Source organism: Streptomyces sp. NBC_01306, from assembly GCF_026340465.1.
Taxonomy (GTDB): Bacteria; Actinomycetota; Actinomycetes; order Streptomycetales; family Streptomycetaceae; genus Streptomyces.
This window is the reverse complement of sequence record NZ_JAPEPC010000001.1, coordinates 2,821,282-2,841,450: the sequence shown is the minus strand read 5'-3', so window position 1 is coordinate 2,841,450 and position 20,169 is coordinate 2,821,282. Positions and strand designations below refer to the sequence as shown.

General features: G+C 67.1%; 16 protein-coding genes. 8 read left to right on the top strand and 8 right to left on the bottom strand.

What is annotated here, in order from left to right; translation table 11 throughout:
* Nucleotides 1-89: 89 nt before the first annotated feature.
* Nucleotides 90-293, bottom strand: coding sequence for a cold-shock protein (locus OG385_RS12330; protein WP_008738468.1), 204 nt, complete (start codon nt 291-293; stop codon nt 90-92).
* Between the two features lie 400 nt (nt 294-693).
* Here OG385_RS12330 and OG385_RS12325 point away from each other — a divergent pair, with 400 nt between their 5' ends.
* Nucleotides 694-1,506: a menaquinone biosynthetic enzyme MqnA/MqnD family protein gene (locus tag OG385_RS12325; protein ID WP_266860798.1), complete on the top strand. Its 813-nt coding sequence runs from the start codon at nt 694-696 to the stop codon at nt 1,504-1,506.
* 97 nt (nt 1,507-1,603) lie between these two features.
* Here OG385_RS12325 and OG385_RS12320 read toward each other — a convergent pair whose 3' ends face one another.
* The gene (locus tag OG385_RS12320; RefSeq protein ID WP_266854494.1) at nt 1,604-1,759 is read right to left on the bottom strand and encodes a hypothetical protein; all 156 of its coding nucleotides are present in this window, start codon (nt 1,757-1,759) and stop codon (nt 1,604-1,606) included.
* A 155-nt stretch (nt 1,760-1,914) separates the two neighbouring features.
* Here OG385_RS12320 and OG385_RS12315 point away from each other — a divergent pair, with 155 nt between their 5' ends.
* From OG385_RS12315 to OG385_RS12305, 3 genes are all read left to right on the top strand, one after another.
* A complete protein-coding gene (locus OG385_RS12315; RefSeq protein WP_266854492.1) occupies nt 1,915-2,661 on the top strand; it encodes a DUF4232 domain-containing protein in 747 nt (248 codons plus the stop codon).
* Between the two features lie 235 nt (nt 2,662-2,896).
* Nucleotides 2,897-5,152: a serine/threonine-protein kinase gene (locus tag OG385_RS12310; RefSeq protein ID WP_266854491.1), complete on the top strand. Its 2,256-nt coding sequence runs from the start codon at nt 2,897-2,899 to the stop codon at nt 5,150-5,152.
* A gap of 222 nt (nt 5,153-5,374) precedes the next feature.
* A complete protein-coding gene (locus OG385_RS12305; RefSeq protein WP_266854489.1) occupies nt 5,375-9,850 on the top strand; it encodes an FtsK/SpoIIIE domain-containing protein in 4,476 nt (1,491 codons plus the stop codon).
* A gap of 125 nt (nt 9,851-9,975) precedes the next feature.
* Here the strand turns inward: OG385_RS12305 and OG385_RS12300 are convergent, their stop codons facing one another.
* Nucleotides 9,976-10,236, bottom strand: a complete 261-nt coding sequence (locus OG385_RS12300) for a WXG100 family type VII secretion target (protein WP_266854487.1) — start codon at nt 10,234-10,236, stop codon at nt 9,976-9,978.
* A 693-nt stretch (nt 10,237-10,929) separates the two neighbouring features.
* Here OG385_RS12300 and OG385_RS12295 point away from each other — a divergent pair.
* The 4 genes from OG385_RS12295 (at nt 10,930) to OG385_RS12280 (ending at nt 14,860) form a co-directional block, all read left to right on the top strand.
* Complete coding sequence (locus OG385_RS12295; protein WP_266854486.1) at nt 10,930-11,190, top strand: WXG100 family type VII secretion target; 261 nt, start codon at nt 10,930-10,932, stop codon at nt 11,188-11,190.
* 38 nt (nt 11,191-11,228) lie between these two features.
* Nucleotides 11,229-12,062 carry a hypothetical protein gene (locus tag OG385_RS12290; RefSeq protein WP_266854485.1) on the top strand — a complete coding sequence of 278 codons (834 nt, stop codon included), beginning with the start codon at nt 11,229-11,231 and terminating at the stop codon, nt 12,060-12,062.
* A gap of 34 nt (nt 12,063-12,096) precedes the next feature.
* Nucleotides 12,097-13,479, top strand: coding sequence for a PE-PGRS family protein (locus tag OG385_RS12285; protein ID WP_266854483.1), 1,383 nt, complete (start codon nt 12,097-12,099; stop codon nt 13,477-13,479).
* A gap of 838 nt (nt 13,480-14,317) precedes the next feature.
* On the top strand, nt 14,318-14,860 hold the full coding sequence (locus tag OG385_RS12280; RefSeq protein ID WP_266854482.1) for a hypothetical protein: 543 nt from the start codon (nt 14,318-14,320) through the stop codon (nt 14,858-14,860).
* Nucleotides 14,861-14,965: 105 nt separating this feature from the next.
* Here the strand turns inward: OG385_RS12280 and OG385_RS12275 are convergent, their stop codons facing one another.
* From OG385_RS12275 to OG385_RS12255, 5 genes are all read right to left on the bottom strand, one after another.
* Nucleotides 14,966-16,396, bottom strand: a complete 1,431-nt coding sequence (locus OG385_RS12275; protein ID WP_266854480.1) for a PE-PGRS family protein — start codon at nt 16,394-16,396, stop codon at nt 14,966-14,968.
* A 146-nt stretch (nt 16,397-16,542) separates the two neighbouring features.
* Nucleotides 16,543-17,139, bottom strand: a complete 597-nt coding sequence (locus OG385_RS12270) for a hypothetical protein (protein ID WP_266854478.1) — start codon at nt 17,137-17,139, stop codon at nt 16,543-16,545.
* A 204-nt stretch (nt 17,140-17,343) separates the two neighbouring features.
* Nucleotides 17,344-17,871: a hypothetical protein gene (locus OG385_RS12265; protein WP_266854477.1), complete on the bottom strand. Its 528-nt coding sequence runs from the start codon at nt 17,869-17,871 to the stop codon at nt 17,344-17,346.
* A gap of 233 nt (nt 17,872-18,104) precedes the next feature.
* Nucleotides 18,105-19,157, bottom strand: a complete 1,053-nt coding sequence (locus OG385_RS12260; RefSeq protein WP_266854475.1) for a hypothetical protein — start codon at nt 19,155-19,157, stop codon at nt 18,105-18,107.
* Nucleotides 19,145-19,804: a hypothetical protein gene (locus tag OG385_RS12255; protein WP_266854473.1), complete on the bottom strand. Its 660-nt coding sequence runs from the start codon at nt 19,802-19,804 to the stop codon at nt 19,145-19,147. Before OG385_RS12255 ends, OG385_RS12260 begins: the two co-directional genes overlap by 13 nt.
* Nucleotides 19,805-20,169 lie beyond the last annotated feature (365 nt).

The following is a 20,169-nucleotide window of genomic DNA, read 5'->3' as shown; positions in this document are numbered from 1 at the left end:
AAGGCAGGAGCCCCTTTCCGTACGCGAACGTACGGAAAGGGGCTCCTTGGGTGGTGCTATCCCGACCGCGATCCGATCGGCCCGGGCAACTAGGCCGGGGTGACGTTCTCCGCCTGCGGACCCTTCGGGCCCTGCGTGACGTCGAAGTTCACGAGCTGGTTCTCCTCAAGCGAGCGGAAACCAGACGCGTTGATCGCGGAATAGTGGACGAAGACATCCGGGCCGCCGCCGTCCTGGGCGATGAAGCCGAAGCCCTTTTCAGCGTTGAACCACTTGACGGTTCCGGTAGCCATAAGCCCTCCTTGGGCCAAAGGGTTGCCCTGCTCCAGAACCTGCTAAGAAGTCTGAAAACTACAAAAGCCTGCGGGTCACATGCTCCGCAGGCTCTGTACTGCAAGGGAAACCAAACTGCAACTTGCGGCGAGCCTAGCACGCGCCCGCGCGCCCGCGATAGAGGCGAAGATCACTTCACCCGGACGTTTGGCCGCGGTGCGTCATGCTGACGGACCACCCTGCGTTTTCCAGCGTACAACGCGGGTCTAGCCTCACGATGTGGACAATTCATACGCCGAAGAGGCCGCCGCACCCGTCACCGGACACGCCACCGGGACCGCCCCCGCGCACACCGCGGAACACGGCGAAGAACACGCCGCCGAAGCCGACCACCGTCGCAGCCGGCCCCGCGTCGGGCACATCCAGTTCCTGAACTGTCTCCCGCTCTACTGGGGGCTGGCCCGCACGGGCACCCTGCTCGATCTGGAGCTGACCAAGGACACCCCCGAGAAGCTCAGCGAGCAGCTGGTCAGGGGCGACCTGGACATCGCGCCCGTCACGCTCGTCGAGTTCCTCAAGAACGCCGACGACCTCGTGGCCTTCCCCGACCTGGCGGTCGGCTGCGACGGTCCCGTGATGTCCTGCGTGATCGTCTCCAAGAAGCCGCTGGAGCAGCTCGACGGGGCGCGGGTGGCGCTCGGCTCCACCTCGCGCACCTCCGTACGCCTGGCGCAGCTCCTGCTGGCCGAGCGGTACGAGGTCACGCCCGACTACTACCGGTGCCCGCCCGACCTCGGCGTGATGATGCAGGAGGCCGACGCGGCGGTCCTCATCGGCGACGCGGCGCTGCGTGCCGCACTGCACGACGCCCCCAAGCTCGGCCTCCAGGTCCACGACCTGGGCCAGATGTGGAAGGAGTGGACGGGGCTGCCGTTCGTCTTCGCGGTCTGGGCCGCCCGCAAGGACTACGCCGCGCGCGAGCCCGAGGTCGTGAAGGCGGTCCACGAGGCGTTCCTGTCCTCCCGCGACGTGTCCCTCGAAGAGGTCACCAAGGTCGCCGAGCAGGCATCGCACTGGGAGGTCTTCGACGCGGAGCTGCTGGAGCGCTACTTCACGACACTGGACTTCCGCTTCGGCGCCGACCAGCTGGAAGGCGTCAAGGAGTTCGCACGACGGGTCGGCTCCACGACGGGCTTCCCGTCGGACGTGCACGTCGAACTGCTCGGCTCCTGAGGGCTGTTGCCGAAAGCGGTTCCCGACTCCGGGCCGTGGGCGCCGTTCGCGGCGCCCACGATCGCCCCTGACGGTCCCCGGCTGCCCTCGGCCGCCTTCACCCGACCGCTCTCGTTGCGTACTGCTCGTACTGCTCGTACTGCTCGTACCGCTCATGCTGCTCGTACTGCGCCGCTGGGTGTTCCGTCGGCGTGGCTGTCCCAGGCGGCCGTTCCAGGAGCGTGGCATTCTCGCAGCTCAGAGGCCATTTCATCGTTCCAGCGTCCCTCCTTTCCGGTAGATCATTGCGGGTACGCCCGGCTCCCACGAAGCTCGTTGTTGTCGGCGGGGCGCGAGCCTGGCGCCGCGTCCGGCTGAAGCAGTCCGATCTCTGCTGAAGCGGTCCGATCACTACGGGGGAGCCCACCCATGCGTAAGAACCTCATCCGCACGTCCACCCTGGCCGCCATGGCGGTAGCCGCAGTCCTGTCGCTGACCGCCTGCCAGGGCGGGTCCGACTCGACCGGCGCCTCATCCCCGACCGGCGCGGCTCAGTCCGCGGCCCAGGGCCAGGACGCCGGCGGCAAGGCCGGGGGTTCAGGCGGCAAGGACGTCTCGGCGGAGGCAGGAAAGGGCAGTTCGACGGACGGCGCCACGTCCGGCAACGGCGGCACCTCATCGAACGGCACCGCATCCAAAGGCAGTGGCAGTGGCAGTGGCAGCGGCAGTGGCAGTGGCAGCGGAGGCAAGGGCGGCTACGGGCAGGCCTGCGGCGCCAACGACCTGAAGTGGGGCGCCAAGTCCGAGACCCAGGCCGGCGGCTACATCCTCATCTCGGTGAAGGCGAAGCCGGGTATCACCTGCACGCTCCCGTCCGCGCTCCCGATGGTGGCGTTCGGCTCCGACGGCACGGAAGCGGGACCGGCCGAGCAGTCCGTCGGCGACCCGGTGAAGCTGAGCGGCGCCACCACCGCCTACGCCGGAGTGAACCCCAAGACCACCAGCACGGATGGTGGCAAGGAACTCAACGAGATCATCACCGCGGTGAGCCAGGACGACCACACCGACCCGGTCAGCCTGCCCACCGGCAGCATCACCGTCGACAAGCCGATCGTCACCAACTGGCACGAGTCGCCCCAGAACGCCGTCCCCGGCGACGGCGTGGACAGCCACTGACGACCGGGCGGCGCCCCTGAGCAGAGGAAGACGGGCGCAGCCGCGCCCGTCCGCCGCGGCTGAGGATGTCCCGTAATCCCTTGTCCCGTAATCCCTGAACCCCTCAGGGATTACGGGGCACTTCCGTTTGGAATCCGTCCCGCATGCCGACCCTTCGGCGTACCCCGCCGCGCAGCACTCTCTATGGTGTCGGAGGCATCGAGCCTGACGAGCAGACACCCTAAGGATCACTGACATGGACCCGTTGCAGCCGGACGACCCCCGAACGCTGGGAAATTACCGGCTGCTGGGCCGGCTCGGTGCGGGCGGAATGGGCCGCGTGTACCTGGCTCGCTCACCCGGCGGGCGCACCGTCGCAGTGAAGGTGGTACGCCAGGACCTCGCCGCGGACCCGGCGTTCAGGGAGCGGTTCCGTCACGAGGTGGACATGGCCCGCCGGGTCTCGGGCCGCTACACCGCACCGGTGGTCGACGCCGGCCCCGACGAGCCACTGCCCTGGCTGGCCACGGCGTACGTCCTCGGCCCGGACCTCACGGATGTCGTCGAGGCCCATGGAGCCCTGCCCGAGCACACCGTACGGGCACTCGGCGCGGGCCTCGCCGCGGCGCTGCAGGAGGTCCACGCGGCCGGCCTGATACACCGCGACCTCAAGCCGTCCAACGTGCTGCTCGCCGCGGGCGGCCCGCGCGTCATCGACTTCGGCATCGCGCGCGCGGTGGACGGAAACCGGCTGACGCAGACGGGAGTTGTGGTCGGCTCACCCGGTTTCATGCCACCGGAGCAGGCGATGGGGCAGGACGTGGGGACGTCGGGAGACGTGTTCTCGCTCGGTGTGGTCCTCGCCTTCGCGGCGACCGGTCGCAACGTGTTCGGCGACGCGGTCGCCCCGGCGACGATGCTCTACCAGGTGGTGCACGCCCAGCCGGACCTGACGGGTGTTCCCCAGATGCTGACCGGCCTGATCCGCGCCTGCCTGGCCAAGGAGGCGGCGCAGCGCCCGACCCCGGCCGAGATCCTTCAGTCACTCGATCCGGGAAACACGGGCGAGGTCTTCGCCGACTGGCTCCCCTCGGCGGTCTCCTCGACGATCGCCACACATGCCTCGCGCATCCTGGACCTCGAAACCCCGGCAGAGGGCAACGCATCACTGTCGGCGGGTGCGGAGACCGCAAGGGCTCCTGGCGCCGCCGCCCACCTGCCGACCGCTACGGCTCACCCGGCTGCGGCCCCCCAGGGCTTCGGACCGGTCCCGACCCTGACGGACAGCCCGGATGGCACCACCGCGCCCGCAGCCCCGAGCCGCCGCCGGTTCTTCCGAATAGCGGCGGGCAGTGCCGCAGGTGTCGCAGTGGTGGGCGGCGGCGGAGCCTGGCTGGCCACCCGCGGGGGCGGCACGACTCCCGACGTGCAGCCGACGGAGAAGCCCGAGGTTTTCACGACTCCGCCGAACGGAGTCGCCCCGCAGCCGCTCTGGCACAAGACGCCGGGCAACGACAACCTCGATTACGACATCGTGCCGCGCGTCATTGGAGACGTCGCGCTCATCTGTGGCGATGAGATGCAGGGTTTCGACGTGAAGTCGGGTGCCCGCCGGTGGAAGACCGGAAAGCTGGAGACGACGATGAGCGCCGGGAGGATCGTCGCCTCGGGCGGGATGTTCTTCTGCGGCAGCGGAGATTACGACGGCACGCTCGTCGGTATCGATGCGAAGACCGGCAAGGAGGCCTGGCGCACCCGCCTCGGAGGGAAGCTGACCGCGAAGCCCCCCATCGGCGCTGATGACAAGCGGATCTACGGCATCGCGGAGATCGACAACAGTGACCCCAGGAAGAACCTCACCGCGATCGTGGCCATCGACATCAAGACCCGCAAACTCGCCTGGCAGAAACCGCGGGACGAGGGAACGGAAGACTTCGGCTTTGCGCTGACGGTGGTCCCGGGCCATCTCGTCTATACGGACGGCCGGAAGAACCTCACCGTGCGCAACAGCGCCGACGGCAGGCAGCTGTGGAGCAAGAAGGTCGGCGACGGTTCCACTGCGTACGAGGTCGCGGTGCATATGAACACTGTCATGGTCAGCGGAAAGACAATGCGCGCTTTCGACCTCAACTCGGGAGATCTTCTCTGGACGCTTCCTCCCAACGGACGCCGGGGGTTCGAGCCCCCGTTCGTCTTCGACGGTGTGGCGTATGCCTTCGACTACGACAGTGGCGTCTGGGCCATCAACCCGAAGACCGGCAAGAAGATATGGATGAGCCCCGACCTCGCCCACAAGCCCTTCTCGGACAACCTGGTGAAGGTCGGCGACACCCTGTACGCGGGCTCGGTCTTCGAGAGCGGCGGCGTCTATGCCATCGACGCGAAGACGGGGCGTCTGCGCTGGACGTACAACGACGGCCGCAGCGTTGACGACCGCTACCGGGTCGCCGCGGCGGGCCCCCGGCTGATGGCCGCACATGGCGACGAGCTGTACGCCCTTCCGGCGGTGTAGCCACATGTGGCTCCGGCCACACCTGCCACCACCACGAATTCGGCCGCCGTGACCGCTCGGCTGCGCGGACATCGGCTCGGAACTGCGCAGGTCCGCGTCCGATGCCGTACGGGACGTGTGTTCCTGCCCGCGTGCGCAAGCATTAGCCTCAGTGAACCGATATGACAAGCGCGCCACCCACGGCCGGCAGGCCACCGAGGGCCGGCAGGGAGGAAGACGACCATGCGAGTGCTGGTGACAGTCGTACGGGAGGGGGAGGAGCCGCAGGATGTCCTGGTCAACACGGACGACGGGGCCACCGCCGGCGACGTGGCAGAAGTGCTCGCGGCGACACGGGGAGTGCCGCAGCAGGCACACGAAGCCGTCCCGTCCGTCGTCGTACCCATGCCGGGAACGACGCTCGACCCCCGCTTCAGCTACGCAGGCCAGGCGCCGGCCGCCCCCACCCTCTGGGCCGACGGCCACCGCTGTGATCCGCGTACCCCGGTGGGCTCCGTGCTGCGCGACGGCATGCGGATCTCCGTGGACGACTCGATCGGGCCGCTGCTGCGCCGGGGCGAACCCGTAGGACGCTACGAAGTGCGGGTCGCGGCAGGAGCCGCCTCCGGCCGGGTGGTCCGGCTGGCTGCCGGGTCCGCCACCATAGGCTCGGCCCCCACCTGCACCCTGTCCGTCTCGGACGTACAACTTCAGCCCTTCGCGGCCCAGTTGGCCATCGACGTACAGGGCAGGGCGACCATCACACCCCAGCCCGGTGTGTCCGTCCAGCTGGACGACGCACCCGTCACGGGCGAACAGCTCTGGCCGCTGGGCGGAGTCGTCCGCATAGGGGACTCGCTCCTCGTACTCGACGAGGTCGGCGAACCGGACGCACACCTCTCCGACACCGGCGACGGCGGCCTCGCCTACAACCGCCCCCCGCGCCTCTCGCCACTCAGGCCCCGCGCCCGGATCGTCGTCCCCACACCGCCGTCCAAGGGCGAACGCGCGCGCTTCCAGCTGATCGCGGCGCTCATGCCGCTGTTCTTCGGCCTCGGCATGTACTTCGTCACCAAGCAGATCTACATGCTGATGTTCTGCCTGATGAGCCCGGTGATGATGCTCGGCCAGTGGATCAGCGAGAACCGCGAGGGCAAGAAGAAGAACAAGACCTCGGTCAAGCAGTACAAGAAGGACGTCGCCGCGTACGAGGCCGAGCTGGTCCGGGCAGGCAAGGACGAGCAGAACAGGCTGCGCGCCCAGAACCCCGACCCGGCCGAGATCCTGCTCTTCGCCACCGGCCCGCGCCGCCGGCTCTGGGAGCGCAGGATCACCGACCCGGACGTCCTCAAGCTGCGGATCGGCGTCGGCACCGCACCGGCGGACATCGAACTCGTCGCGGAACGCAGCGATGTCCACGACGAGGGCCCGCAACCACCCCGCATCCCGGACGTACCGATCACGCTGCCCTTCCCCGAGCTGAGCGTCGTCGGCATCGCGGGCGACCGCCCGCGCGCTCTGTCATCGGCGCGCTGGCTCGCCGTACAGGCGGCGGTGCTGCACAGCCCGCGCGAACTCTCCCTGGTCGTCCTGTCATCGGCGCCCGACGCGGCCACCGAGTGGAACTGGGCGCACTGGATCCCGCACACCGCACCCCAGCAGGGCCAGGACTGCGTGGCCCTCATCGGATCGGACTCCGAGGCCGTCGCCCGGCGGGTCAACGAACTGCTCAATGAACTCGGCCGCCGCAAGGCCGTACGGGAGCACGCGGGCGGTATGGCCGGAGCACTCGGGAGCGACCCGCACATCCTCCTCGTACTGGACGGCGCACGGCTGCTGCGCCGGATGGCCGGGGTGCCCCAGCTCCTCCAGGAGGGCCCGGCGCTCGGCATCTTCGCGCTCTGCGTCGACGAGGACGAGCGGCTGCTCCCCGAGGAGTGCCGGGCCGTGGTGTCCTGGACCCCTGATTCCGCGGCGCACGTACGGCTGCGCGGCTCCGGCCTCGAATTGGCCGGTGAGGTGCTGGCCGACCAGGTCGCCCCCGACTGGTGCGAACTGCTGGCCCGTTCCCTCGCGCCGGTACGCGATGTCAGCCGCGACGACGCCGACAGCGCCCTGCCCACCGCGGCCAGGCTGCTCCACCTCCTCGGCATGCCCGACCCGACCGGCGACGCCATCGAACGGGTCTGGCAGGCGGGCGGATCCACCACCGCGGCCCCGATCGGGGTAGCGGCGGACGGCCCCTTCGTCCTGGACATCCGGCGCGACGGACCGCACGCGCTCGTCGCGGGGACGACCGGTGCCGGTAAGTCCGAACTGCTCCAGACCATCATCGCCTCGCTCGCGGTGGCCAACCGGCCCGACGCCCTCAACTACGTCCTCATCGACTACAAGGGCGGCAGCGCCTTCATGGACTGCGCCCGCCTGCCGCACACCGTCGGCATGGTCAGCGACCTCGACGCGCATCTGACCGAGCGGGCCCTGGCCTCGCTCGCCGCCGAACTGCACCGCCGCGAGACGATCCTCTTCGACACCGGCACCAAGGACATCGAGGACTACAACGACACCCGCAAGCTCCGCCCGGAGCTCGAACCGATGCCTCGACTGGTGCTGGTCATCGACGAGTTCGCCTCGCTGGTCGCCGAGCTGCCCGACTTCATCGCGGGGCTGGTCGACATCGCCAGGCGAGGCCGTTCGCTCGGTGTGCACCTGATCCTCGCGACCCAGCGCCCGGCCGGTGTGGTCAGCGCCGACATCCGGGCCAACACCAACCTCAGGATCGCCCTGCGGGTGACGGACGGGTCCGAGTCGCAGGACGTCATCGACGCTGCGGACGCCGGTGCCATCGCCAAGTCCACCCCGGGCCGTGCCTATGTGCGTTCCGGCGCACAGTCCCTCGTCGGCGTGCAGTCGGCGCGTATCGGTGGCCGCAGGCCCGCCACCGGCGGCAGCGGCCCCAAGGCCACCCTCGCCCCGCTCACCTGGCCGATGTACAGCCGCCCGGCGCCCAGGGGTGCGGCCGGGGCGGAGGACGACGGCACGATGGTCACGGACCTCGCCGTACTGGTCGACGCGGTCCGGGCCGGCTCGGAGAAGATGGGCTTCCCCGCCCCGCGCAGCCCGTGGCTGCCGCCGCTCGGGGAACACGTCACCGTCGACGAACTGGCCGAGTTCCAGGACCCGTCAGCGGTGTACGAGGACGTTCCGCCGATCGGCTACGGCCTCACCGACCTGCCCGCCCAGCAGGCCCGCAAGCCAGTCGCCGTCGACCTCGTCCACGGGGAGCACACGCTGCTCGTCGGCGGCGCCAGGTCGGGCCGGTCCACGGCGCTGCGGACCCTGGGCGGAGTCATCGGCCGGCAGACGTCTCCGTACGACGTCCATGTGTACGCCATCGACTGCGGCTCCAACGCGCTGCTGCCACTGGTGCGGATGCCGCACGTCGGGGCCGTCGTCAACCGCGACGAGCCCGAACGCGTACGACGGCTGATCGACCGGCTGCTCGGCGAGATCGCCCGTCGCCAGCAGATGCTCGCCATGGAGGGTGCCTCCAGCGCCGCCGAACAGCGGGCCGCGGCGGAGCCGGAGGACCGGCTGCCCTGGATGGTGCTGCTCCTCGACAGCTGGGAAGGGTTCGTCTCCACCTTCGAGAACTACAACTACGGCCAGCTGATCGAGCAGGTCCAGCGCATCTTCCGGGAGGGCTCGGCGGCCGGGATCAAGGTCGTCATGACCGCCGACCGCACGGGTCTCACCGGCAATGTCGCATCAGCCTTCATGGACCGTCTCGTCATGCGCTTCGCCGATCCGAACGACTACAGCATGGCGGGCCTGCACCCGCGTGAGGTCCCGAAGAACATGCCGCCGGGGCGCGCCCTGCGCATCACGGACACCGGTGTCGAAGAGGCCCAGATCGGTCTGCTCGACGCCGACCCCGCAGGTCAGGCACAGGTCCGCAAACTGCGGGAGATCGCCGAGGCCGTACAGGCGCAGTACGGCAGGCTCCCGGCCGGGCGCGGCCCGATGCGGGTGGACGCCCTGCCCGCGCGCATCACCGCGGAACAGGCGCTGGCCCTCAACCCGGAAGCAGCCTCGCAGGCGCCCCTGTGGGCGCTGCTCTGCGTGGGCGGGGACGAGCTGCGGCCCATGGGCGTCGACCTGGTGGAGTCGGGTCCGGGCTTCATCATCGCGGGCCCGCCGAAGTCGGGGCGCTCCAACACCCTCGTGTGTGCCGCTGAGTCCCTGCTGGCCAGGGGCACTCCGCTCGTCCTCATCACCCCGCGCCGCTCGCCGCTGCGGGAGCTGGAGGGGCGGCCGGGCGTGCTGGGGCTCCTCAACGGGGATCACCGCGAGGACGATCTGGAGGAGTTGCTGGAGCAAGCGGCGGGACGCCCGTACGTGGTGGTCGTCGACGACGCGGAACTCCTCTACGACACCAGCCTGGACGAGGCCCTGGAGACAGTCGTCAAGAAGGGCGCGGACGGCGACCACGGGCTGATCGCCGCAGGTACGACGGACTCGCTGTCCTCGCAGTACCGGGGCTTCGCCACAGAGGCGCGCAAGAACCGCAACGGGCTGCTGCTGACACCGCAGAACCCGCAGGAGGGCGAGCTCTTCAGCGTCCGCCTGCCGTCGAACGCGGGCGCCGGGCCGGTGGGCAGCGGCCTGCTGGTGACCGGCGGGACCATGACGCCGGTCCAGGGTGTGATGCGGGGCTGAGTCCGGCTCATCCGGCTCACCCGGCTCGTCATGCGGGGCTGAGTCCGGGCTCCCGGACGACAGGACGCCGGGGCGGCCACCTGATCAGGTGGCCGCCCCGGCGTCGTGCGTTCAGCCAACCGGGATCAGGTGGCGCGCTCGATGTTGTCGGCGCTGGTCTTCGCCGAGTCGTGGGCCGTGGTCAGCGTATGGACCCACTTCTCGAAGGTGGGACGAACGCTCTCCCACTCATGGCGGAAGTTGTCGGCCTTGGGGCCCTTCCAGTAGCCCGTGCTACCGGACGTCGCCGTGTTCAGGTGCTTGATGAGGGTGTGGAGATCCCCGGAGCTGTGCTGGAACTTCTTGGCCAAGTCCCGGAGTTGACTAAGATCTGCGCCGCGATCCATCGCGATCCTCCCCGTTGTCACTGAGGTAAACGGACTATCCGTTTGCAACAGTGGACGCTACCGCACAGCAGGCAGTTCCCGTAAAGGCCTTCGGGCCTCGGGTTGAGGGGAGTTGGGTGATTGCCACCTGGCGCGCCGGATGAGCTGTTTGTCCCGATTGACTTCATTGGGGCGAGTGTTGGCGCTGACGTTCAGAATTAAACAGAACCCGGCGGTGGCGCGGACCCGGCCCCTGCGAGTGCACAGCCGTACCGCCCGGAGGGGCCTCGGGGCGGGGCAACGCCGCTCACTCCGCTGCCCCGCACCCCTTTCACGCCCCTACGCACCCCCACTCTCACACCCCACGCCCATGCCCATGCGCATTGTCAGGCGAATAGACCCGTAAAGAGGCCGAGAAAGAGGCCGAGAAGAGGCTGCAAAAGAGGCTGAGTTCAAAGGGGTGCCACGTAAGACCAAGGGTCGATGTCATGCCTGTCATGGCTGTGAGGCAGAAAGGGCAGCAGCCCGGCGACCGTTGCCGCAGCTCAGTAGGCATGTGCGAAATGAAGCATACGGATGGGGCGTGCGCGCAACGGCGGGGGCGTATGGGGCAGTTCCGTACGCCGGGTGGTGCACGTCCTTGAACTGTACTTTGCCGTCTGTTGAAGTCCGTCTATGCTTGACGGCATCTGTGTGACAGCGGGGGAGGCTGCTATGGGTAATCCGGACATCCAGGAACTAAATTCGCGCGCCGCGTCTCTGAGATCGCTGGCCGACCACATCGATTCGCTGGTCGACTCGCCCCACACCCAGAGCACCACGGTGATGAAGACGTGGGCCGGGCCGAACGCCGATCAGGTGCGTGGAAAGCTGAAGAGCTGGCGGACCACCTGCACCACGGTCGCCACGTCGCTGCGCGAGGAGGCTCACAAAGCCTCTCAGTCCGCCAAGGACCTGCAGCATCCCAAGAAGTGAGCCGCGCGGCCGTCAGGCCCTGGGGAGGAACGAGAGACATGCCTTCGTACGACAGTTCCCGAGGCCGCCTGCGCCTGGCCGACCGCCACATCGGTGTCTTCGCCCACCTGCTGGACGGCGAGACCCCGCCGGACGAGCTGTGGCCCTCGCTGGTCGAACTCCAGCAGATCGGCCTGGTCGGCGAAGAGGGTGAACTGGCCCCGCTGATGCGCGACTTGCTGGGTGCACTCGCCGACCCCATGGTCATGATCACGGTGGAGGTCACGGGCGAGCACGGCCCGGTCAACCACGGAGTCATCGTGGGCCAGAACGCGGTCATCTCCCACGACGGCTGGCCCGGCGACGAGGAGTCCGAGTACGTACCGCTGGAGCCGAGCACACTGGTCTGGGAGCTGGCCAGAAAGGTCAACCTCCGCAGCGGCGACAGCGAGACGCCGGCGGTCGACCGGATAGAGACGTCGATGGGCGCCCTGGACGCCGCCTTCGTGGCGCTGGGCGAGGGCGACGGAGTCGACGAGGAGGCCACCCGCGACCTGGTGCACAAGGCACTGGTGGAGGCGGACAGCAACCTCAAGGACCCGGACCTGGCGCAGTTCACGGATCTCGTCCTCGCCATGAACTCGACCTGGCGCATCACCACGGCTTGGGACGGCAACCACGAGGGCGAACGGTCCGCGATGCTCCGCGCTCTCGCGGTCTGGGACTGCGGCCCCCGCGGCTACTGGATCCGCGAAAAACCGGAGGAGCCGATCCTGCCGGGCCAGGTGACCCCGGAGAGCGTGCTGGTACTGGCCCGTTCGAGCGCGGGAGAGATCTGGGAGAAGCTCGCGGACCTGCTGCCGGACAAGGCGGATCTGATCGACGAGGCGTGATGCGCCCGATGAAGTGCGTATGAGGGGGAATGGTTTGAGGAAGGTCGACCCGGACCAACTGAACCAGCTTGCCAAGCTCCTCAACGACAAGGGCGGGGTCAACGACAAGCTCACGGAGGCTTTCACCCGGGCGCGGCGCCTCGGAGTGACGGACAAGTTAGTTGTTCTGAAACCGCTGTACCACTGGTCGGACGACACTGCCGTGGATCTGCGCAGGCGCGCGGGTTACGCGTATTTGGAGAACGATCAACCGCTGCTGGCCCTGGCGACCTGGGCTGGATTGCGGAGAGCGGATGCCGAACGCCGATCGAACGAATCACTGTCGGACTGGGAGGATCGGCTCAAAGCGAAGATCATCGTGCTGGTTCCCGGCCTCGCACCGTACGAGTCCGAGATCAAGGAATTCCTCGGGGACGCCGGAGATGTCACGGGATTCTTGGGCACCGGCGGAAGAGCCGTCGTCAACGGCGTCAGCATGGTGAAGATCCTGGGAGGAAACTCGCTCAGGGACGGCTGGTTGGCTTCACTGAGGGAGGGTGTAGGCGCGGCGTTGAGTGAGAGTGAGTCCGCGAGGCTGCAGGCGTTGGGGACGAAGATCGTTGACGCTAAACCAGTACTACGAACCCTTTCCGCCCCCGGTGCATGGCTGCCCAGCAGGATCGGATCACTCTTCATGGGCAATTCTGTGTACCGCTTCGCTAACCGTATCCCGTTTACCTCTACTGCACGCGACGGGTTGTTGGGCAGTGGTTGGGACATGCTCCGCAGCCACCCGCTAGTGCGCGCTTTAGGGGTAGGGCGGGTCGATGCAAATGGCATCGCCGATCTTTTCCTCGGTTCGGATGAACTGGCCGCGCGGTACGGCGGCGCGTCACACTCCGGGCAGCTCGTGACCCGGGCAGGTAGCGCGAGCTTATTCAAGGTTGCTCGGACCCAGGCCTACTTCCAAAAGGCAGCCAACACCCGGCCTGCTGTTATCGCGGCTGGCAAAACAGCATCCCCGCTCCTCAAGGGCCTTTCGGCGGCAGGTAAAACGGCTGGATTCCTGCGTGGGGCGGGGATCGCGGGAAGTGCCGTATCGGCAGGGTTCAGCACAGCGAACGTGGCCGTGCAGGGGAACCCGGCTACGGCGTTCAAGGAGAAGGGGGCGGGATACGTCGCGGACGTGGCTGAGGCCGGCTTCAATGCCTCGATGACGGCGGCGATGATCGCCCCGAACCCCCTCACGGTTGGTTTCGTTGTCGGGACCGGGCTGATCTACGGCGGGGCGAAGGTCGTCCAGCACTGGGACGGCATCAAGAATGGTGCGGGGAAGGCCGCGGACTGGGCGGGTGGTGAGGCAAAGAAGATCGGCTCCGGTATCGCGAACGGTGCCAAGAACATCGGCAAACACGCGAACCCGCTGAGCTGGCTCTGAAAAGCAGAAACGAAGGATGGTGGAGAAGGTGGATAATTTTCGCTTTGAATTGGTTCCTTTCCGGGACGAGCGGGGTGTAGGTAGACAGGGTCCGGTGGGCGACTTTGGCGAGGTGACGGTTCTTTGCCCGGCCGAATCGCGCAAGCGGAGAGAAGGCCCTACGGTGAGCCGGGCTCTTGTGACGGGCGATGGAGTCCCGGATGCAGTATTTCGGGGGCGTGGGGCGGGGCGGCCTGGTCTCCAAGCGTCCACACTCCATGTGGACGGATCTTCTGTCGCTATGGAGCGAAATCTACTGGGCGTGCGACCGAAGTCCCGCGCGCTACAACTCGATTATCAGGGGCGAAAGTTTTCTTATACATATTTCGGTGTGGGTAAAGGTTCTGAGCTGAAGAGCGAGTCTGGCAGAGTTACTCTCACTCCAGGAAGGCACATTCGCAGAACTGGCGTAGTGACCGCAGGCGTCGCCTCGGGCAGTCTAGATGCACTCTCTCTGGCGCTAGCTGTCATCTTCGAAGAAGTCGACACGAGTTCCCTAACGCTGGCTGGTGCAGCTTCGATGGTGCCGATCAGGCTTATCACGTACAACAGTAGCGAACCTTCGTGTTAACGACGGAAGGACGGAAGGGCCTGGGTGCCTCTCCATGCATTGTGGAACTGGGATCTCACTAACCGATCTGACCCTCTCCGATACCAAATTGTGATGGTCGGCGCACGTCAGAATAAGCTGCCGAAGAAACAGGCCGGAATCGAAGTGACAAAGACAGAACCGGGCGGCATGGAGCATGCCCGAGTAGCAACGCCGCCCTCCACCCGCCCGCGAAGATGGCCCGGAACCATGGGCACCATGATCCTCGGGCCGCTCGCCCTCGCCGGTTGTGGCTGGCTCGCGCAGCGGCAGGGCACGCTGGTCATGCTGCTCTCTGCGTTCCTCGCGATGATCGTCCTCTGCATCGCCTGGGCCATGTGTGGCGCGGGCCCGGGCGCATGTGTCGCCGCCCTCGGGTTCGCTCTGATGCTCTTCCTCGGTCCCGCTCTCAACGACTACGTCATGGGACAGCGCGGAGTCCGGCATGACGCCGTGATCTCCGGCGTCGACAGTTATCACCGCAAGCACGGCGACGACGGCTACACCTGCGGAGTGAAGCGCATCGACGTGGCGCGGTCCGCGGTCTATTCCGTGGATGACGACAGCGGCTGCTCCAAGAACAGCCGGCCGGGGCAGCGCGTCACGCTGGTCGAGGACCCGACTGGTTGGCTGTATCCGCGTCTGGCCGGTTCGGTCAACGGGCTCTCCGCCGGAATGCTGTGGACCTGTGCCGGACTCTGCGCCGGAATGGAGTCATTCATGCTGTACGGCAGGTTGCGCCGGCGGGTCTGACGAGGTCCACAGGCCGGATGCCCTGTGGATGCGGGGGACGGGACCCGACAGGTCCGAAGCGGGCGCCGGCCCGGGAACCGGCGCCCCAGTGTCAGAACCAGCTCATCAGAACCAGCTCATCGGATTCGCGTGTTTGGCGATGCTCTTCGCGCCGTCCGCGATGCCGGAGCCGACCTTCTTGGCCTTGTCCCCAACCCAGTCCGCGGCCTTCCCCGCGCCCTTTTTGATGTCGTCCCAGTGTTCGACGACCTTGGCGCCGCCGTAAATAATTCCCGTACCGACGGCGAGGCCGATGGTGATCGGGTTAGGGGCAATCATGGCGGCTGTCATGGAGGCGTTGAAGCCCACCTCGGCGACGTCCGCGACGTAACCCGCGCCCTTCTTCTTGAAGGCGGTGACCGGATTTCCCTGCGCGATCACATTCGCCGCACTGAACACGGTCGACGCCGCGCTCCCCGCGATGCCCAGACCGCGCATGGCGCCGGTGACCTTGCTGGCGGCCCCCAGGCCCTTGGTCAGTGACGCGGTGCGGCCGAGGTTGGCGAGTCGGCCGTCCTTGAAGGCGTTGGCGCCCACCCGGATCAGGTTGGCATTGCCGGCCCGCGACACCGCCTGGCCTGCATGGGTCAGGCCGCCGTACTTGGCCGCCAACTCATCGGAACCCACGAGGAAGTTGATGGCCTTGTTGACCGTCAAGCCCTTCCAGATGGGCGAGTCCATGAACTTCAGCCCGCGCGCCGCGTCGTAGCCCGCGCCGGTCCAGTCGCCCACCATGCCCCGGGTGCCGGGGATCTTCTGCGCGAACTGGCTGAGCTTGCTGGGGAACCAGCTGCCGGGCGCACCGAGCGACCGGATCTTCGGGGCGTAGTTGATGATCTTGTTGCCGGACCACTTCAGCAGGCTGTTGTTACGGCCCGCGAGTGCTGTGCCGATACGGTTCTTCCAGGGGACGAGGACGCCCGATTTCAGGGAGTTGCCGACCAGGACCTTGGTCAGTGCCGCACCCTGCATCGTGACCACGGCCGTGGTCCCACCGACGGATTTCCAGTCACCGTAGAGATCGAGAATGGAGACGATCGTCGCGGCGTGCGGTGCGAGCCCCGGTATCTGTTCCAGAGCGTGCGCCTTGATACGGCTGATCCAGTCGTTCAGGGACTCGTTGGACTGCCTCTTGAACGCGTCGGCCTTCGGATCGTCGCTCGCCGCCACCGAGTTGGCCAAAAGGATCTCGTCGGGCGAGAGCCCTTTGCCGTCGTGGTCCTTGAGGTACTTGGCCAGGTCCTTGGGGGAGAAGCCGGCCCATCGCGCCCCGGCCTCCGGGTCACCGCTTTCGAGGCGCGCGATCGAAGCGCGCCTTCGGAGATCGGGTCCGGTGTCCTTGGCCCAGGAGCGCAAGGGCTTGAGAGTCGTCAGATGGCTGGTGACCCCGAGGTTCGATGCTCTGGTAAACGCCTCGTCAAGTTTGTCCTGTACGCCGCCTTTGCCATCAATGAGCTTGGCAAGATGGTCAAGGTCATCCGGATTGGCCATCCTCATGGTTTCTGTCCCCCTCAGAATTCACTGCCGCAGTCCCGGAACAGCCCGCGTCCGGGCAGCCAGGATATCCGTGGAACTGCTCGTCACATCGGACACCGACGGAACATCCACGGTTCCTGACCGGCTGCTTTTGCCCTGAGTCAGGCCTACTTGTCGCCCACGAGCGCAAATGCGAAGGCGAGTCGGCGGTCGATCCAGTCGGCCTCGATCCTCACCTCGTTGCTCCCCTCGGAGACCATCACCACGTGGTCGCCGACCCGCCATTCCAGAGTGCGGGGCCGCATGGACTGGTCGCTGCCGTCCCCGCCACCGTCGAGTACGGATGTCACCAGCCCCAGGGTGGCCTTGATGGCGACCCGCGCGACCCGTTCCGTCTTGGAGTTGCCGCCGACGAGCTCGTTGCGGCCGGTGATCTCCGGGTGCCCCGGCTGGTCGAGACACCAGGTGTGCCTGAACGGCTTCTTGGGCGGGATGCGCCGCAGGGTGCCGATGACCTGCCCCTGGCTGTCGCGTACGACGTGGTGGCGCTCGTCGCCCACGGCTTGGGGTGCGTCGACCGAGCAGAGCAGCTGCCGGTTCTCCGGGTCCTCGTACAGGGTGTGATCGCCGGCCGGGGACTCCGTACCGAACTGGGCCGAGCGTGCCAGGTAGGCGCAGGGGGCGTTGACCGGGAATTCGGTTCCGCCCTGGGGTACGCGCAGCGCGCGCGGGCCGCTGACGGCCTTCTTCTGTTTGTGGGTCACGGGACGTTCCACGGTACTGACGATGAACTTCCCGACGGTTGCCCACTCGACGGGCTCCACCGCAGGCTCTCCAGCCTTTTTGCCCTTGCCGAATGCCACCGTTACCTCCTGGGCCGAACTGACGGGCGAGATGGTCCGACCCTAGCGGCACGGCCTTCCGGCGGGACGTCCGGTTCGAGCCGGCGGAAGGCGTAGCCGGCTGCCTCAGGAGTTGCCGCGTCCGGCTGTCCCGTTCGCCAGGGCTGTCAGGAAGGCGGTGCGGTTCCGGGTGGCGATCAGCAGCAATTCCCCCTGGCGGGTGGAGATCGTCACGCTGTCCATGCCCATCGGGACAGCCCAGCCGCCACCGACCAGGCGAGGGCCGCCGCGCTCGGCTGCCCGTAGGCCCGGCGCCGGTGCGTCGATGGCGGCGGTTGAGGTTGCGTAGCGCTCCATCGGTGTCGGTACGGCGCCCTGGAGCGCGGCCTGAACCGAGGCCGGGTCCACTTCGGCGAGCGGGATGCGCTCGCGGCCGACGCGGAGGGTCCCCCCGTCGATTCGGATGCGCTGGTAGACGGCCTTGGAGATGGGGATGGCAAGGCATGGCAGCAGTACAACGAGAAACAGCGCCGACAGCCCCAGCCACAGACCGATTTCGTCCGGAATGGTGTCCGCGCCCAGATAGGCGATCCCGACCAGGTAGAGGGCAATGCAGATGGCCGACCAGGTCTTGGGGGACTTTTCCAGATACATGATTCTCGGGTCTGCCTCAGCGGTTGACGACATCGGATTTCGCCGGGGCGGGCGGCCCGGCCCGGGAGCCCTGCCGCGCCGACTCCAGCCGTACGACGCTATCCACTGGGGCTCCCGTTCCGCCAGCGCGGATGTGGGCGGGCCCGGCTGGACGTAGGCCTTGTACCTGCATCGTTGTCGCGGCTCGCCCGCTGGGACCTCGGTGGAGCCGATGCGGGCGAGCTGAGAGGTGGTCAGCGGTTGATGGCCTGGATCTCGTCGACTGTTACGTCCTGGGTGGTGCCGAAGGTGCCGTCGGGGAGGTCCTTTGGCTTGGGCTGGCCGGTGCCGGTCCAGCTGATTTTCCAGGTAATGGTGGCCTTCAGCTTGTACGGACCGTCGGAGCCGGAGGCACGGAGGTAAGTGAGCCCGCAAGGTGGGGTCTTGTCCGCGTCGCCCTTCACGTATGGAGTGCCGATCGAACCGTCCCCGTTGAAGGTGCACTCACCCGAGCCGGGGTAAAGCTCAGCGTCGGGAGTGCCAGGTTCGATTTTCAGGGACGTCGGAGTGGCAGTCGTGGTGGCATTCATCCCGGTGAGCGGAACGTAGGCCCGGACAGAGACCGGTTTGAAGTCTGTTTTGTCCAGCCAGGCCCAGGTGGGCAGATTCACCTTGGAGGCGCCATTGGGTGCGAGGGCGACATGAGTGTCAGGCACGCGGACAGCTGCGTACGCGATCTCCGCGAGGATCTCTGGAGTCACGGCTTGAGGCGTATCTGCCGGGGGAGGGTCTCCGTTGTCCACCCAGAACGTGGGCTTGGTGCATGAGTCCCACCCCGGCGGGTAACTCTTGTCTGAGTCAGACTCCCACCAGTAACCCTTGTCCTTCTTGGCAAGGTTGAAGTCCTTGTAAGGGTGGCCCTCTGCGTAGTGACGACGCTGCTGGGCATCCCATTCGTAGCCCGTCGACTCAAGTGACCACGTGTGTTCTTCAAGCTTCTTGAACTCCGTAGCTGAGTATCTCGGGGCGTACCAGCATGGTGGGGGAGTCCAATTACCAACGGGAGCCAGCGGGCCGACCGACGGTCCACTGCCATTGTTGTGCGTATCGGTCTGAACCGTGCTGCCCGTGGCCTGAGCCGAGACGTCGTGGCCGCTGGAGTCACCCGAGGCCGAACCGCTACCCACGCTTCCACCGCCGCCTCCTGGCGTTTTGTCGGCGTGGGCGGGCGCGGTGAGAAGCATCAGTGAGGCGCTTATGGTCGCGCCGACGGCCAGTGCCCGCTTGGCGCGCTTCAGGGTTGGCATGACGCTGCCCCACGAGCGGAACTGATCTTCATCGTTTCCCAGACTCCTTGGGCGTTCCGCTGGACCTGGACGCCGTAGGCAACATAGCTCTGATTGGTCACCTTGGTTTTCTCGATCTTCCCCGTTTTAATCACCTTGCTGTAACCCTTGCTCTCATCTCCGCAGTAACTGATAGATGCAGCAGTCTTGTTCTTGACCGTCACCTTTCGGTTGTAGTATCGAGTTGCTCCGGTGATGGTGCGCCCGCTGTCCACGAAAGACTGCACCCATTCCTGTGACGAGGCGGCACCTTCCCCTTCCGTGTAGAACTCCAGGGCGGGAAGTTCCGGTTTGCTGGCGACTATCGCGGCATCCAGGGCTCTCACGTATGCGGCGTTGTCACCGAGGATTGCGTCCTGGGTGGCATCACCCGTCTTCTCGGGGCTGAAGGTGTCGCTGACATCGGACGGCAGGGTTACCTTCGGACGCCCCGGAGCGCCACTTGAAGCCGAAGCACTCGGTGAAGGCGACTTCGAAGCCCCCTCGTCAGCCCCCGCGATCTTGTCTGGCTTCGTCGACTTGTGGTCGTCACCTCCGCCGCATGCGGTCAGCAGAAGGGCTGCCGCCGTCGCTAGGGCGGCGGCAGCAGGCAGAGTGCGGCGGTTCACGGGCGACTCCCGGCGTGATGGGTGGTGAGCTTGCGGTAATCGACGCTATCCGGGCGGTACTTGGTTTCACCAGAGCGAATTCGCCGCGCAGGGCGTGGCCCGGGTGATGATTGGGGCGAATGGTGCGAGCCGGGGCGCGTGGGGGTCGGTGTTCGACGGCTGTCGCCTGGTGTTCCTGCGGCTTCTGGGGGCTGGAGCGCTTCGGGGCTGGGGGAAGGTTCCGTCTTGATTACGCTTTGTTCACGCTTCACATATTCCTGGGGTGCTGGGCTGCTGGGCTGCTGGGCGGCCGGGTGGCCGGCGAGTGGGCTGCTGCCGTCATCTCGTAGCCCGGCGGCTCGGACCGGGTTCGGGGGCGCTTCGGA

What these genes read in the sequence shown, in the direction of transcription:
- OG385_RS12330 (WP_008738468.1), bottom strand. Translation starts at nt 293, where the DNA reads ATGGCTACCGGAACCGTCAAGTGGTTCAACGCTGAAAAGGGCTTCGGC.
- OG385_RS12320 (WP_266854494.1), bottom strand. Translation starts at nt 1,759, where the DNA reads ATGAAATGGCCTCTGAGCTGCGAGAATGCCACGCTCCTGGAACGGCCG.
- OG385_RS12315 (WP_266854492.1), top strand. Translation starts at nt 1,915, where the DNA reads ATGCGTAAGAACCTCATCCGCACGTCCACCCTGGCCGCCATGGCGGTA.
- OG385_RS12310 (WP_266854491.1), top strand. Translation starts at nt 2,897, where the DNA reads ATGGACCCGTTGCAGCCGGACGACCCCCGAACGCTGGGAAATTACCGG.
- OG385_RS12305 (WP_266854489.1), top strand. Translation starts at nt 5,375, where the DNA reads ATGCGAGTGCTGGTGACAGTCGTACGGGAGGGGGAGGAGCCGCAGGAT.
- OG385_RS12300 (WP_266854487.1), bottom strand. Translation starts at nt 10,236, where the DNA reads ATGGATCGCGGCGCAGATCTTAGTCAACTCCGGGACTTGGCCAAGAAG.
- OG385_RS12295 (WP_266854486.1), top strand. Translation starts at nt 10,930, where the DNA reads ATGGGTAATCCGGACATCCAGGAACTAAATTCGCGCGCCGCGTCTCTG.
- OG385_RS12290 (WP_266854485.1), top strand. Translation starts at nt 11,229, where the DNA reads ATGCCTTCGTACGACAGTTCCCGAGGCCGCCTGCGCCTGGCCGACCGC.
- OG385_RS12280 (WP_266854482.1), top strand. Translation starts at nt 14,318, where the DNA reads ATGGGCACCATGATCCTCGGGCCGCTCGCCCTCGCCGGTTGTGGCTGG.
- OG385_RS12275 (WP_266854480.1), bottom strand. Translation starts at nt 16,396, where the DNA reads ATGAGGATGGCCAATCCGGATGACCTTGACCATCTTGCCAAGCTCATT.
- OG385_RS12265 (WP_266854477.1), bottom strand. Translation starts at nt 17,871, where the DNA reads ATGTATCTGGAAAAGTCCCCCAAGACCTGGTCGGCCATCTGCATTGCC.
- OG385_RS12260 (WP_266854475.1), bottom strand. Translation starts at nt 19,157, where the DNA reads ATGCCAACCCTGAAGCGCGCCAAGCGGGCACTGGCCGTCGGCGCGACC.